11 protein-coding genes are annotated in these 14,422 nt (G+C 69.8%); 7 read left to right on the forward strand and 4 right to left on the reverse strand.

The window, feature by feature from the left end:
• The first annotated feature begins 10 nt into the window (after positions 1–10).
• The 4 genes from APZ15_RS13555 to APZ15_RS13570 all read left to right on the forward strand — a co-directional run bounded on the left by APZ15_RS13555 (position 11) and on the right by APZ15_RS13570 (position 7,001).
• On the forward strand, positions 11–1,120 hold the full coding sequence (locus APZ15_RS13555) for an efflux RND transporter periplasmic adaptor subunit (RefSeq protein ID WP_027787312.1): 1,110 nt from the start codon (positions 11–13) through the stop codon (positions 1,118–1,120).
• A complete protein-coding gene (locus tag APZ15_RS13560; RefSeq protein ID WP_027787311.1) occupies positions 1,117–4,281 on the forward strand; it encodes an efflux RND transporter permease subunit in 3,165 nt (1,054 codons plus the stop codon). Before APZ15_RS13555 ends, APZ15_RS13560 begins: the two co-directional genes overlap by 4 nt.
• Before the next feature lie 2 nt (positions 4,282–4,283).
• Positions 4,284–5,855, forward strand: coding sequence for an efflux transporter outer membrane subunit (locus APZ15_RS13565; RefSeq protein WP_057056462.1), 1,572 nt, complete (start codon positions 4,284–4,286; stop codon positions 5,853–5,855).
• 117 nt (positions 5,856–5,972) lie between these two features.
• On the forward strand, positions 5,973–7,001 hold the full coding sequence (locus APZ15_RS13570) for a MerR family transcriptional regulator (RefSeq protein ID WP_027787310.1): 1,029 nt from the start codon (positions 5,973–5,975) through the stop codon (positions 6,999–7,001).
• A gap of 738 nt (positions 7,002–7,739) precedes the next feature.
• On the opposite strand, the gene APZ15_RS13580 is transcribed toward APZ15_RS13570, so the two are convergent.
• The 4 genes from APZ15_RS13580 to APZ15_RS13595 form a co-directional block, all read right to left on the reverse strand.
• Positions 7,740–7,964 (reverse strand): helix-turn-helix domain-containing protein, encoded by a 225-nt coding sequence (locus APZ15_RS13580; protein WP_027787308.1) that lies wholly within the window; start codon positions 7,962–7,964, stop codon positions 7,740–7,742.
• Between the two features lie 8 nt (positions 7,965–7,972).
• Positions 7,973–8,533, reverse strand: a complete 561-nt coding sequence (locus APZ15_RS13585) for a DUF2975 domain-containing protein (RefSeq protein WP_027787307.1) — start codon at positions 8,531–8,533, stop codon at positions 7,973–7,975.
• 164 nt (positions 8,534–8,697) lie between these two features.
• Positions 8,698–9,228, reverse strand: a complete 531-nt coding sequence (locus APZ15_RS13590; protein WP_027787306.1) for a M949_RS01915 family surface polysaccharide biosynthesis protein — start codon at positions 9,226–9,228, stop codon at positions 8,698–8,700.
• 72 nt (positions 9,229–9,300) lie between these two features.
• Positions 9,301–10,683, reverse strand: coding sequence for a sigma-54 interaction domain-containing protein (locus tag APZ15_RS13595; RefSeq protein ID WP_027787305.1), 1,383 nt, complete (start codon positions 10,681–10,683; stop codon positions 9,301–9,303).
• Positions 10,684–10,944: 261 nt separating this feature from the next.
• Between APZ15_RS13595 and APZ15_RS13600 the strand changes: the two genes are divergently transcribed.
• Genes APZ15_RS13600 through APZ15_RS13610 form a run of 3 tightly spaced genes read left to right on the forward strand, consistent with a single transcriptional unit; the run spans position 10,945 to position 14,354 of the window.
• Positions 10,945–11,829 carry an MBL fold metallo-hydrolase gene (locus APZ15_RS13600; RefSeq protein WP_027787304.1) on the forward strand — a complete coding sequence of 295 codons (885 nt, stop codon included), beginning with the start codon at positions 10,945–10,947 and terminating at the stop codon, positions 11,827–11,829.
• A gap of 29 nt (positions 11,830–11,858) precedes the next feature.
• Positions 11,859–13,529: a bifunctional protein tyrosine phosphatase family protein/NAD(P)/FAD-dependent oxidoreductase gene (locus tag APZ15_RS13605; protein WP_027787303.1), complete on the forward strand. Its 1,671-nt coding sequence runs from the start codon at positions 11,859–11,861 to the stop codon at positions 13,527–13,529.
• 18 nt (positions 13,530–13,547) lie between these two features.
• On the forward strand, positions 13,548–14,354 hold the full coding sequence (locus APZ15_RS13610) for a sulfite exporter TauE/SafE family protein (RefSeq protein ID WP_027787302.1): 807 nt from the start codon (positions 13,548–13,550) through the stop codon (positions 14,352–14,354).
• Positions 14,355–14,422: the final 68 nt, after the last annotated feature.

Genomic DNA, 14,422 nt, shown 5'->3' on the forward strand with positions numbered 1-14,422 from the left:
TGGGGGTTTCGTGAATCGCTCCGGTTCCCGCGCCGTGCTGCTGATCGGCACCGCGCTCGTCCTCGCCGCCTGTCATCCAAAAGAATCCGCGCCGCCCGCCCCGCGCCCCGTCGTCGCACTGCCCGCCCATGCCGACGACGCCGCGGTCGCCCGCACGCTCCCCGGCGAGATCCAGCCGCGTTATGCCACCCCTCTGTCGTTCCGCATCGCCGGCAAGATCATCGAGCGCAAGGTGCGCCTCGGCGATACGGTCAAGGTCGGCCAGGTCGTCGCGCTGCTCGATCCGTCCGACGTCGAGAAGAACGCCGCGAGCGCACAGGCGCAACTCGACGCCGCGACGCACAGCCTCGCGTTCGCGAAGCAGCAGCTCGACCGCGACCGCGCACAGGCGCGCGAAAACCTGATCGCGACCGCCCAGCTCGAACAGACCGAGAACAGCTATACGTCGGCACTCGCGCAGCGCGACCAGGCGCAGCAGCAGCTCGCGCTCGCCCGGAACCAGCTTCGCTACGCGACGCTCGTCGCCGATCACGCGGGCTACATCACCGCCGAACAGGCCGACACCGGCCAGAACGTGTCGGCCGGCCAGCCCGTCTACCAGCTCGCGTGGTCCGGCGACGTCGACGTCGTCAGCGACGTGCCCGAAGCCGCGCTTGCATCGCTCACGCCCGGCCACGCGGCCAGCGTCACGCTGCCGTCGCTGCCCGGTCGCCAGTTCGCGGCGAAGGTGCGCGAAATCGCGCCGGCCGCCGATCCGCAAAGCCGCACGTATCGCGTGAAGCTCACGCTCGCCGCGCCCGATCCGGCGATCCGGCTCGGGATGACGGCCAGCGTCGCGTTCGACGGCGCACCGGCCGCCGGCGACGCGCCGTCGATCACGCTGCCCGCGACCGCGCTGTTCCACGACGGCGCGCAGCCGGCCGTGTGGGTCGTGCGCACGAAGGACGACACGCTCGAGCTGCGCCGCGTCGACGTCGCGCGCTTCAACGAGCGCACGGTGACGGTGTCGCACGGGCTGCAGCCCGGCGAGCGCGTCGTGTTGCAGGGCGTGCACACGGTCAGCGCGGGCGAGAAGGTACGCGCGATCGCGCCGCTGCATCCGGAGGACTTCGCATCGTGAGCGTTTCGTACGAAGAAGGCCGCTTCAATCTCTCCGCGTGGGCGCTGCGCCACCAGGCGCTGGTCGTCTACCTGATCGCGCTCGCGACGCTCGCGGGCATCCTCGCGTACACGCGGCTCGCGCAGTCCGAAGACCCGCCGTTCACGTTCCGCGTGATGGTGATCCGCACGTTCTGGCCCGGCGCGACCGCGCGGCAGGTGCAGGAACAGGTGACCGACCGGATCGGCCGCAAGCTGCAGGAAACGCCGGCCATCGACTTCCTGCGCAGCTATTCGCGCCCCGGCGAATCGCTGATCTTCTTCACGATGAAGGATTCGGCGCCCGTGAAGGACGTGCCCGAGACCTGGTACCAGATCCGCAAGAAGGTCGGCGACATCGGCTATACGCTGCCGCCCGGCGTGCAGGGCCCGTTCTTCAACGACGAATTCGGCGACGTCTACACGAATATCTGGACGCTCGAGGGCGACGGCTTCACGCCCGCGCAACTGCACGACTACGCCGATCAGTTGCGCACCGTGCTGCTGCGCGTGCCGGGCGTCGGCAAGGTCGACTATTTCGGCGACCCCGACCAGCGCATCTTCATCGAGGTGAACAACGCGCAGCTCACGCGCCTCGGCATCTCGCCGCAGCAGCTCGGCCAGGCCATCAACGCGCAGAACGACATCTCGTCGGCCGGCGTGCTGACGACCGCCGACGATCGCGTGTTCGTGCGCCCGAGCGGCCAGTTCGACAACGTCGATGCGATCGCCGATACGCTGATCCGCATCAACGGCCGCACGTTCCGGCTCGGCGACCTCGCGACCGTGAAGCGCGGCTACGACGACCCGGTCGTCACGCAGATGCGCGCGGGCGGCTCAGGCGCGGCCGGCAAGGCCGTGCTCGGCATCGGCGTGACGATGCAGCCGGGCGGCGACGTGATCCGGCTCGGCAAGGCGCTCGACGCCGAATCGAAGGACCTGCAGGCGCAACTGCCGGCCGGCCTCAAGCTGGTCGAGGTGTCGAGCATGCCGCACGCGGTCGCGCATTCGGTCGACGATTTCCTCGAAGCCGTCGCCGAAGCGGTCGCGATCGTGCTGGTCGTGAGCCTCGTGTCGCTCGGCCTGCGCACCGGGATGGTGGTCGTGATCTCGATTCCGGTCGTGCTCGCGGTCACCGCCCTCTTCATGTACCTGTTCGACATCGGGCTGCACAAGGTGTCGCTCGGCACGCTCGTGCTCGCGCTCGGGCTGCTCGTCGACGACGCGATCATCGCGGTCGAGATGATGGCCGTGAAGCTCGAACAGGGCTACACCCGCGCACGCGCCGCCGCGTTCGCCTATACGAGCACCGCGTTCCCGATGCTGACCGGCACGCTCGTCACCGTGTCGGGCTTCCTGCCGATCGCGCTCGCGAAATCGAGCACCGGCGAATACACGCGCTCGATCTTCGAGGTGTCGGCCATCGCGCTGATCGCGTCGTGGTTCGCGGCCGTCGTGCTGATTCCGCTGCTCGGCTACCACATGCTGCCCGAGCGCAAGCGGCACGCGCACGAGGCGCACCTGCCCGACGATCACGAGCACGACATCTACGACACGCGCTTCTACCGCCGCCTGCGCGGCTGGATCGACTGGTGCATCGAGCGGCGCTTCGTCGTGCTGCTGATCACGGGCGCCCTGTTCGTCGTGGCAATGATGGGCTTTTCGCTCGTGCCGCAGCAGTTCTTCCCGAGTTCCGATCGCCCCGAGCTGCTCGTCGACCTGCGGCTGCCCGAAGGCGCGTCGTTCGCGGCGACGCTGCGCGAGACCGAGCGCCTCGAGAAAGTGATCGACAAGCGCCCCGAGATCGATCATTCGGTGAGCTTCGTCGGCAGCGGCGCGCCGCGCTTCTACCTGCCGCTCGACCAGCAGCTTCAGTTGCCGAACTTCGCGCAGTTCGTGATCACCGCGAAATCGGTGAAGGATCGCGAGAAGCTCGCGACCTGGCTCGAAACCACGCTGCGCGAGCAGTTCCCGGCCGTGCGCTGGCGGCTGTCGCGGCTCGAGAACGGCCCGCCGGTCGGCTACCCGGTGCAGTTCCGCGTGAGCGGCGACAGCATCGCGACGGTCCGCTCGATCGCCGAGAAGGTCGCGGCGACGATGCGCGGCGACGCGCGCACGGTCAACGTGCAGTTCGACTGGGACGAGCCGGCCGAGCGCTCGGTGCGCTTCGAGATCGACCAGAAGAAGGCGCGCGAACTGAACGTCACGTCGCAGGACGTCTCGAGCTTCCTCGCGATGACGCTGTCCGGCACGACCGTCACGCAGTACCGCGAACGCGACAAGCTGATCGCGGTCGACCTGCGCGCGCCGAAGGCCGATCGCGTCGACCCCGCGAAGCTCGCCGGCCTCGCGCTGCCGACCCCGAACGGCCCGGTGCCGCTCGGCTCGCTCGGCCGCTTCAAGCCGACGCTCGAATACGGCGTCGTGTGGGAGCGCGACCGCCAGCCGACCATCACCGTGCAGTCGGACGTACGCGCCGGTGCGCAGGGCATCGACGTCACGCATGCGGTCGACGCGAAGCTGAACGCATTGCGCGCGCAGTTGCCGGTCGGCTACCAGATCAACATCGGCGGCTCGGTCGAGGAAAGCGCGAAGGCGCAGAAATCGATCAATGCGCAGATGCCGCTGATGGCGATCGCGGTGTTCACGCTGCTGATGATCCAGCTGCAGAGCTTCTCGCGCGTGCTGATGGTCGTGCTGACCGCGCCGCTCGGGCTGATCGGCGTGGTCGCCACGCTGCTGATGTTCGGCCAGCCGTTCGGCTTCGTCGCGATGCTCGGCGTGATCGCGATGTTCGGGATCATCATGCGCAACTCGGTGATCCTCGTCGACCAGATCGAACAGGACATCGCCGCCGGCCACGGCCGCGTCGACGCGATCATCGGCGCGACCGTGCGGCGGTTCCGCCCGATCACGCTGACGGCCGCGGCCGCCGTGCTCGCGCTGATCCCGCTGTTGCGCTCGAACTTCTTCGGGCCGATGGCGACCGCGCTGATGGGCGGCATCACGAGCGCGACCGTGCTGACGCTGTTCTACCTGCCCGCGCTGTATGCGACGTGGTTCCGCGTGAAGCGCGACGAACGCGACCCGCAGAACGGCCCGCCGTCCGGCGGCACCGCGCCGGCCGCGCCGTCGGGAGCCTGACCATGGATCGATCGATGAACCTGAAAACGAAAGCCGTGCGGGCACTCGCCGTGGCGAGCCTCGCCGGCCCGCTCGCGGGCTGCGCCTGGTTCGCGCCGAGCGGCGAGCCGCCCGCGATGCCCTCGCCCGCGCACTACGGCACCACGCCGCAAGTGCAGCAGACCGTGTCCGCGCAAGGCGTCGCGCAGCAGTTCGAGGTCGGCGCGCAGCCGGTGCCCGACTGGTGGAAGCAGTACCGCTCCGATGCGCTGAACGCGCTCGTCGACGAAGGGCTGCGCAACAGCCCGACGCTCAGTGCGGCATCGCACTCGCTGGATGCCGCACGCGAACAGCTGCGCGGGCAGATCGGCAGCTCGATGCTGCCGTCGATCGACGCGAGCGGCCAGGCCGCGCGCCAGCGCGCGCTCGGCGTGCCGATTCCCGCGCTCGGCGCGCCGACGCTGCTGTACGACACGTTCGTCGGCCAGTTGCAGGCGAGCTACACGATCGACCTGTTCGGCGCGTCGCGTTTCGCGAACCGCGCGCTGGCGCGACGCGTCGACGTCAGCGCGTTCCAGCTCGAATCCGCGCGGCGCGCGCTGGCCGCGAACATCGTCACCGCGTCGATCACGGTGTCGGTGCTGAATGCGCAGATCGACACGACCGAGCGGCTCGTCGCCCTCGCCAACGACCAGGCGCACGATGCCGAACGCCGCTACGCACTCGGTTCCGCCTCGCGCAGCGACGCGCTGAACGCGCGGCAAAGCGCCGACACGTTCGCGGCGAGCCTGCCCGCGCTGCGCCAGCAGCGCGACTCGGCCCGCCATGCGCTCGCGGTGCTGGTCGGCCGCACGCCCGACCGGCCGCCGGCCGATCTCACGCTCGCCGATCTGCACCTGCCCGAACAGGTGCCCGTCGTCGTGCCGTCGGACCTGCTGCAAAGCCGCCCGGACATCCAGGCCGCCGACGCGGGGCTGAAGGCGGCCGCGGCCGAAGTCGGCCTCGCGACCGCGCAGATGTTCCCGCAGCTGTCGCTGTCGGCCGCGATGGGCAAAGGCGGCTTCAGCTGGCCGGCGATGCTGTCGGGCGCCGGCGCGATCTGGAACGTCGGCGCGTCGCTGAGCCAGCCGATCTTCCATGGCGGCGCGCTGCTCGCCCAGCGCCGCGCGGCGAAGGCGACTTACGAGGCCGCCGTCGACCAGTACAAGCAGGCCGTGCTCGGCGCGTTCCAGAACGTCGCCGATTCGCTCGCGGCGCTCGAGCACGATGCGGAAGCGCTCGACGCGTCGTCGCGCGCCGCGCTGTCCGCGCGCGGCGCGTACGACGACGCGGCGGCCCGCGTGCGGCTCGGCGCGCTGCCGCCGTCGGCCGCGCGCGCCAGCGAGCTGCAGTATCGCAATGCACGGCTCGACGAGATCCGCGCGACCGGCGCGCGGTTCGCGGATACCGCGCGGCTCTACCAGGCGATGGGCACGCCGCCGGTCGACAAGGGCGGGCCGTCCGGCAAGGTCAGCGACACAGCCGCCGACGGCGCGACCGGCCAGCAAGCGCGCGCCGATACCGCCGCCACCTACACGCCACCTTCGCCGCAATAAGCCGGCCCGCCATCGCGTGCGCGCGGAATCCCCGCGCGCACGCCTCCCCATCTTCCGCTTGACCCTCACGTAGCGTAACGTTCGAGACTCCAGTGTGCGTACCGAACGGAGGAACGAATGCGACTGAAAGTGGGAGAACTGGCGAAACGCAGCGGGCTGACCGTCCGCACGCTTCATCACTATCACGCGATCGGTCTGCTGACGCCTTCGGCGCGCGCCGACAACGGCTACCGGCTGTACGACCGCCACGACATCGCCCGGCTCCACCAGATCCAGGCGCTGCGTCGCTTCGGCCTGTCGCTCACCGAAATCGGCGATCACCTGAACCGGCCCGGCACTCCGCTCGTCGATCTCGTCGCGAAGCAGATCGCGCTGCTCGACCGTCAGCTCGCGCAGACCGCGCAGCTGCGCGAGCGCCTCGTGAGCCTGCATGCGCAGCTCGCCGCGGGCACGGAGCCGGAGCTGGCCGATTGGCTCACCACACTGGAGTTGATGACCGTGTACGACAAATATTTTTCCGAGGAAGAACTCGCGCGCCTGCCGATGTACCAGAAAAGCCAGGCGGGCGACGCCGAATGGATCGCACTCGTCGACGAAGTGCGCGCGCTGCACGACGCGGGCGTACCCGCCGAGGACGAACGCCCCCGTGCGCTCGCCAATCGCTGGATGAAGTTGCTCGTGCGCGACACGAACAACGACCCGCGGCTGCTGGCGAAGCTGAACCTGATGCACGAGCAAGAACCGGCGATGCAGTCGAAGATCGGCATTTCGACCGCGCTGCGCGACTATGTGCTGCGTGCATCGTCCGAAAACAAGATGCGGATCTTCGAGAAGTACCTCGCGCCGGACGAGATCCGCTTCATGCGCGCGCACTACGGCGAACGCGCGATGGAATGGCCGCAACTGATGGGCGACGTGCGCGACGCGATCGATGCGGGCGCCCGACCTGCTTCGCCGGAAGGCCGCGCGCTCGCGCAGCGCTGGCTCGAGCTGTTCTGCAGCTATGCCGGCCACGATCCGGCCACGCATGCGAAATTCCGCGCGGCGATGATGAACGAGCCTGCACTGACGCAGGATACGTGGGTCGACGACACGCTGATCGGTTTCGTGCGGGAGGCGATGGCGCAGCTTGCGCCCGCGCGCTGAACGCGTTGAGCGCATGAACGTGCGGGCGGCAGGCGGGTTTCCCGCGTGCCGCCCGCTTCACCATTTGCAGCCCGTGTCGCGCACCGCATCCAGCGCGAGCATCGGCAACGCCAGCAGGCCCGCGCGTGAATACGCGTGCCGGCAGTCGGTGCGCGGGCATTCGACATGCCGTCGGCCAGCCTCGCATCGACGGTGTCACGGCGCGCGGCCACGCCGCCGGACGACGCGCCCAATGCCCCGACCGCCGCCTGCGCCGGACTGCGCGCCGCCGCATGCCGCGAGCCGATCGCGTCCAGATCGCGGCGCCAGTCGAGATCGGGGCCTGGTGCGTTCTCGAAATGGGGTTCACGTCGGGTCACGATTGCGCCGGCAGGCGTTTCACCTTGCCGACGCGAAACGCCCCCCGTATTCGAAGACGCCCGCTTCGTCATGCGCGACACCGCAACCGCGGCGGATCGTTTCGTCGATGACACGGCGCCCTCCGCACCGCGCCCACTCGCGGCGGGCCCGGTTCGCCCGGCGTCATGCGTGCCCGCCGCGGGCACCGGCCGCGCGGGAATCAGTTCGACGCGCAGCGCGAGCCGGGGCCGCGCCCCGGCGTTCGGGCCGGCCAGCGTCGACGTCCGCTGCAGCACGAACCATCCGAGCAGGTGAATCGATACGGACGCGACGACAGCCAGCGCGACGATGCGCGGCCGGCGCCGCCCCGCCACGCCGGCAAGCCGCGATGGCGATGCGTCAGTCCGGCTCGCCGACACCGTCATCGCTGAACGCGAGCAGGTCGCCGGGCTGGCAGTCGAGATAACGGCAGATCGCCTCGAGCGTCGCGAAACGGATGCCCTTGACCTTCCCTTGCTTGAGCAGCGACAGATTCTGTTCGGTGATGCCGACCGCCGCCGCGAGATCCTTCGAGCGGACCTTGCGCGTCGCGAGCATCACATCGAGCTTGACCACGATCGACATGGCGCGCCTCAGACGAACTGCCGATGTTCGGCATCGAGTTCGCTCGCCTGCCGGAGGATGTGCGCGATGACCGCGATGCAGGCCGCGGTGAACAGCGCGACCACGTACGGCAGGCTGAACCCGATGCTGACCACGCGATGGCCGACCGGTTCGCGCAGCGTCGCCCACACGCTCAGGAGCGGTTCGCACAGCAGGCTCAGCAGCACCCACATCCCGATCGCACGCCCCGTCTTGCCGAGATGGCCGGCCGCCTGCGCGGAGAAATAGTCGCGGCGCGCGTAGGTGCGGAACAGCGCACGCAGATGACGCAGGCCGTTCGCGAGCGCGATCAGCGGCACGCTCGACAGCAGGATGCCGACCGCCTTCTGCCACCACGGGAACGCGGCGACATCCACGCGCAGGTTCGAGATCACCGAATCGGTGAGGCCGAATACGAGGCCGGGCCCCGACGCCGCGTTCAGCGACGGGAACGCCCAGCACGCGGCGTTGAGCACCAGCATGCCGACGATGAACCACAGCGTGACGGTGGCCATCTGCTGGCTGATACGGGCGATGCGATCGGAATGCATGACGTGTCCTCGACGACGAATGAACGAGCGTCGATTGTACGATTAAAATTATCGTAAAACGATAATTTATTGCCGTTGCACTATGATTTCTTATTGTTCGACAGGTTCGACTCACCCCCAACAGGCGCGTGTCGCACGCGCCGTCACGATCGCCGGGCACGCGCCTATCGGTAGTCGCGCGCGCTGATCGCGTGCCAGTGCTTCGTCATGTAGCGCAGAAACGCGGGTCGGGCTTTCAGGTCCGCATTCGGCACGGGCGCCGCGCCGCCGTCCATGAACTTACCGTTGACCGTGACGGTTTCCTCGCCGCGCAGCACGTACTTCGTGCCCTGGTCGATCAGGAAGTACTTGACCTGGTCGGCGCTGACGTCGCCGCGGCAGCCGATCCTGTACGCGAACAGAAACTGCTTGCGGCCGTTGCCGAGCAGGTCGCGCATCTCGATCGACGCGGGCACGACGTCGAGAATCACGTCGACCGGGCATGCCTTCACGTAGTCGCGCACGGTCCAGTCGGGCCGGCCGTCGAGCGTCGCGGCGACCTTGAGCTCGAGGTCGTCGCCGGACGCGGTGCGTGCGAGCGTCACCGCATGTGCGCCGGCCGCATCGGTCCACGTGTATTCGGTGGCGGCCTGCGCCAGGTTGCACAGCGCAGTGGCGGCAAGAAACAGGCAAGGCGAAAGGAAGCGTCTCTTCATCGGCGAGGTGAAAGCAGGATCGAACGCGCCATTATCGACACAGCCGCGTGCCTCTGCCAGCCGCCTGCCCGTTCAGCGCTCGCGCGCCCCGAGCCCGAGCGCCTTCATCCGCCGGTACAACGTCCGCTCGCTCATCCCGACCTGCTCGGCGAGCGCCTTGCGCGTGCCGTCGAACGTGCGCGCGATGCGCACGAGCTCCGCGTCCGACACGCCGCGCGCATCGGCCGCGCGGTCCTGCGGCGCCGCCGATGCGGCGACCAGCTCGGCCGGCAGGTGTTCGACCCGGATCGTCCCGTCGTCCGCGAACAGGCACGCGCGTTCGAGCACGTTGCGCAGCTCGCGGATATTGCCCGGCCACGCATAGGCATCGAGACACGCGCGCGCGCGTTCGGTCAGGACAAACGGCCGTGCGCCCGTCTCGCCCGCGCCGGCACGCGCGTTCGCGATTCGCCGCAGGATCGATTCGGCCAGCAGCGCGACGTCCCCGCGCCGCTCGCGCAACGCCGGCAGCGGAATCGGAAACGCGTTGATCCGGTAGTAGAGATCCTGCCGGAACCGGCCGTCGTCGATCATCTCGCGCAGCGGCTTGTGCGTCGCCGCGACCAGCCGGAAGTCCGCGCGCAGCGCCTCGACGCCGCCGACGCGGCGGAACGTGCCCGACTCGATCAGGCGCAGCAGCTTCACCTGCATCGGCAGCGGGACGTCGCCGATCTCGTCGAGAAACAGCGTGCCGCCCTGCGCGGTCTCGACGAGGCCCGGCTTGCGCTGGTTCGCGCCCGTGAACGCGCCCTTCTCGTAACCGAACAGTTCGCTCTCGAACAGCGTCTCGGCGATCCCCGAGCAATCGACGACGACGAACGGCCCCATCGCGCGATCGCTCGCCTCGTGCAACGCGCGGGCGAACAATTCCTTGCCGGTGCCCGATTCGCCGAGCAGCAGCACCGGCAGCATCGACGGCGCCACGCGCTGCAGTGCGCCGAGCGCCGCATTGAACGCGTCGGCGCCGCCGACGAGCCCTTCCGCACTCGGCTGCGCGGATGCGCTGCGCACCGTGGTCAGCCGCTCGACGTACGCGATCACGTTGCCGTGCGCATCGAAGATCGGCCGCAATTCGACGTCGACGTGTTCGGGGCCGCGCGGCGTGTGATGGATGTGCAGCACGCGATTCAGCCCGCGCGACTCGAGCGCCTGCTTCATCGGGCAATGCTCGCCGGCCTGGTCGCACGGCACGTCGTAGTGATGCGACACCTGGAAGCAGTGCCGGCCCACGTGCTCGACGCCCGCGACGCCGAACTGGCGTCGGTACGCATCGTTCGCCGCGAGGATGCGGTAATCGGGATCGACGACGATCATCGGCTGCGGATCCTGCTCGAGATACGCGACGAGCGCGCGCACGTCGGGCATGACGTCGGGGCGCGGCGCGGGGACGATCGGGATGGTGTCGTGCGGATTCATGCGGACGCTCGGTGAAGGAGATGCCTGACGAACTGGCAGGTGCACTGCCAGGCGGACTGCCAATTCTGCCACGACACTGCCAGAAGTGGCAGTCGGCAGCAGCAACCGAACGCCGGCGACGCCCGTGCTTCGCCGCTCCTGCGCCGAAAACCCGAGTCGAATCAAATCCCTGGCAGGTCGGCCGGTGCCCCGGCGCAGACTGGCACGCTTCTTGAGTTACAGATCGAGATTGCAGATGCAGAACCCGATCAAGGACACCCCGTGAGCGATGCCACCACGCTGTCGGTCGAAGGCTTTTTCGACCCGGCGACCCACACCGTCAGCTATCTCGTGCTCGATACCGCGAGCCGCGCATGCGCGCTGATCGACAGCGTGCTCGACTACGACCCGACATCCGGGCGCACGCGCACCGCCAGCGCCGACCGGCTGATCGCCCGCGTCGCCGAACTCGGCGCGGACGTGCACTGGCTGCTGGAAACCCACGTGCACGCCGACCACCTGTCGGCCGCGCCGTACCTGAAGGAACACGTCGGCGGCCGGATCGCGATCGGTTCGCACGTGCGCCGCGTGCAGCACGTGTTCGGCACGCTGTTCAACGCGGGCCCCGGCTTCGCGCGGGACGGCCGCCAGTTCGACCGGCTGCTCGACGACGGCGACACGCTCGCGCTCGGCACGCTGACGATCCGCGCACTGCATACGCCGGGCCACACACCCGCCTGCATGACCTACTGCGTCGACGACGCGACGCAGCGCGCGGCATTCGTCGGCGACACGCTGTTCATGCCCGACTACGGCACGGCCCGCTGCGACTTCCCGGGCGGCGATGCGCGCACGCTGTACCGCTCGATCGCGCGCGTGCTCGGCCTGCCGCCCGACACGCGCCTGTACCTGTGCCACGACTACCAGCCGGGCGGCCGCGACGTGCAGTTCGTGACGACCGTGGCCGAGCAGCGCCGCGCGAACGTGCACGTGAAGGACGGCGTGACCGAGGACGATTTCGTCGCGATGCGTACCACGCGCGACGCCACGCTCGCCATGCCCGTGCTGATGCTGCCGTCCGTGCAGGTCAACATGCGCGCCGGCCACCTGCCCGAGCCCGAAGACAACGGCGTGCGCTACCTGAAGATCCCGCTCGACGCGATCTGAGCGCCGGCGCCTCAACCGAGACCCCCGACATGACCTCCATCCGCAAACTGACCGACGCGCTGTCGGTCTCGCCGCAGATCGCGGCGGCCGACCTGCCCGCGCTTCACGCGGCCGGCATCAGCGCGATCATCTGCAATCGCCCCGACGGCGAAGGCGCCGACCAGCCGACCGTCACCGAAATCCGCGCGGCCGCCGCGCCGCTCGGCATCGACGTGCTTTACCTGCCGGTCGATACGGGCAAGGTGACCGACGACCAGGCCGCGCAATTCGGCGCACTCGTCGCGTCGATCGACGGCCCGGTGCTCGCGTACTGCCGCAGCGGCATGCGTTCGGCCACGCTGTGGGCGTTGTCGCAAGCCGGCCTGCGCCCGCTGAACGACATCGTCGCGACGGCCGCCGCGGCCGGCTACGACCTGCACGCGCTCGCGTCGCGTGTCGTGCCAGGCGGCAAGCAGGCGGCACCGGCCGTCGACGCGCGGCACGACATCGTGATCGTCGGCGCGGGCGCGGCCGGCATCGCGGTCGCGTCGAGCCTGCTCGCGCGCGACGCGTCGCTCGACATCGCGGTGATCGATCCGGCCGACGTCCACTACTACCAGCCGGGCTGGACGATGGTCGGCGCGGGCGTGTTCCGCCCCGAGACCACCGCACGCCGGATCACCGACGTGCTGCCGCGCGGCGTGCACCGGATCCAGGCCGCCGTCGCGGGCTTCGAGCCCGACGCGCACGCGGTCGTGCTCGACGGCTGCCGCCGCATCGGCTATCGCAAGCTCGTCGTGTGCCCGGGGCTCAAGCTCGACTGGCACGCGATCGAAGGCCTCGCCGACACGCTCGGCCGCAACGGCGTCACGTCCAACTACCGTTACGACCTGGCGCCGTACACGTGGGAACTCGTGCGCGCGTTCCGCGGCGGCAACGCGCTCTTCACGCAGCCGCCGATGCCGATCAAGTGCGCAGGCGCACCGCAGAAAGCGATGTACCTGTCGTGCGACCACTGGCGGCGCGCGGGCCGCCTCGAGGCCGCGAACGTCGAGTTCCTGAATGCGGGCGGCGCGCTGTTCGGCGTCGCCGACTACGTACCCGCGCTGATGGAGTACGTGAAAAGCTACGACATCGCGTTGTCGTTCGGCCACAACCTCGTCTCGATCGACGGCCCGGCACGCCGGGCGACGTTCGCGCGCGCGCTGCCCGACGGCGGCAAGGAAACCGTGGTGCGCTCGTTCGACATGATCCACGTCGTGCCGCCGCAGAAGGCGCCCGATTTCGTGCGGTCGAGCCCGCTCGCCGATGCGGTCGGCTGGATCGACGTCGATCCGGCGACGCTGCGCCACCGGCAGTACCCGAACATCTACGCGCTCGGCGACGCCACCAACACGACCAATGCGAAAACGGCCGCGGCCGCCCGCAAGCAGGCGCCCGTCGTCGCGCACAACCTGCTCGTGTCGCTCGGCCGCGCGCACGGCGACGCCGCATACGACGGCTACGGCTCGTGCCCGCTCACCGTCGAGCGCGGCAAGATCGTGCTCGCCGAATTCCTGTACGGCGGCAAGGTCGCGCCGACCTTCCCCGCGTGGCTGATCGACGGCAAGCGCCCGTCGCGGCTCGCGTGGCTGCTCAAGGAACGCGTGCTGCCGCCGCTCTACTGGAAGGCGATGCTCAAGGGCCGCGAATGGCTCGCGAAACCCGCGATCGCGCGTTGACCGGAGCCCGATGACGTCATGCTGATTTCCCTCGTACTGGGCGGTTTCGTCGGCGCCGTGCTCGGCCTGACCGGCGCCGGCGGCGGCATCCTCGCGGTGCCCGCGCTCGTCGTCGGCATGAGCTGGCCGATGCAGCAGGCCACGCCTGTCGCGCTCGTCGCGGTGGCCGGCAGCGCGGCGCTCGGCGCGCTCGAAGGCTTCCGCCGCGGGCTCGTGCGCTATCGCGCGGCACTGCTGATGGCGGTGGCCGGCGTGCCGCTGACCACGCTCGGCGTACGGCTCGCGCACGTGTTGCCGCAGCGCCTGCTGCTCGCGCTGTTCGCACTGACGATGCTGGTCGTCGCCGGCCGCCTGTTGCGGCAGGCGCTGCGGCATGCGGCGGTCGACGCCGACGCGTCGCCGCTGTGCGTCGGCCGCGTGAATCCCGATACGGGCCGGCTCGTGTGGTCCTGGCCGGTCGGTGTGGCGCTGGCGTCAACCGGCGCGATGACGGGCCTGATGACGGGGCTGCTCGGCGTCGGCGGCGGCTTCGTGATCGTGCCGATGCTGCGCAAGTTCACGAACGTGTCGATGCATGGGGTGGTCGCGACATCGCTGATGGTGATCGCGCTGGTCGGCACCGGCGGCGTGTTCGCGACGCTCGTGTCGGGCACGCGCGCACCGCTCGACGTGACGCTGTGGTTCACCGTCGCGACCGCGCTCGGCATGGCCGCCGGTCGCGGCGCATCGAGGCACCTCGCCGCACGGCACGTGCAGGCCGGGTTCGCGGCCGTGCTCGTGTGCGTCGCGCTCGGGCTGCTGGCGAAGGCGGCGTTCGGCGCGTAATCGCGTACCGACCGGCGCCGATCGACGTGCAGCGCCGCCAGACAAAACGCCCGGCCGACTCGACGTCG

This window comes from Burkholderia cepacia ATCC 25416, assembly GCF_001411495.1.
GTDB classification, from domain to species: domain Bacteria; phylum Pseudomonadota; class Gammaproteobacteria; order Burkholderiales; family Burkholderiaceae; genus Burkholderia; species Burkholderia cepacia.

Coding starts and splice junctions, on each gene's coding strand:
- APZ15_RS13565 (WP_057056462.1), top strand. CDS start 4,284: ATGGATCGATCGATGAACCTGAAAACGAAAGCCGTGCGGGCACTCGCC.
- APZ15_RS13570 (WP_027787310.1), top strand. CDS start 5,973: ATGCGACTGAAAGTGGGAGAACTGGCGAAACGCAGCGGGCTGACCGTC.
- APZ15_RS13580 (WP_027787308.1), bottom strand. CDS start 7,964: ATGTCGATCGTGGTCAAGCTCGATGTGATGCTCGCGACGCGCAAGGTC.
- APZ15_RS13585 (WP_027787307.1), bottom strand. CDS start 8,533: ATGCATTCCGATCGCATCGCCCGTATCAGCCAGCAGATGGCCACCGTC.
- APZ15_RS13590 (WP_027787306.1), bottom strand. CDS start 9,228: ATGAAGAGACGCTTCCTTTCGCCTTGCCTGTTTCTTGCCGCCACTGCG.
- APZ15_RS13595 (WP_027787305.1), bottom strand. CDS start 10,683: ATGAATCCGCACGACACCATCCCGATCGTCCCCGCGCCGCGCCCCGAC.
- APZ15_RS13605 (WP_027787303.1), top strand. CDS start 11,859: ATGACCTCCATCCGCAAACTGACCGACGCGCTGTCGGTCTCGCCGCAG.
- APZ15_RS13610 (WP_027787302.1), top strand. CDS start 13,548: ATGCTGATTTCCCTCGTACTGGGCGGTTTCGTCGGCGCCGTGCTCGGC.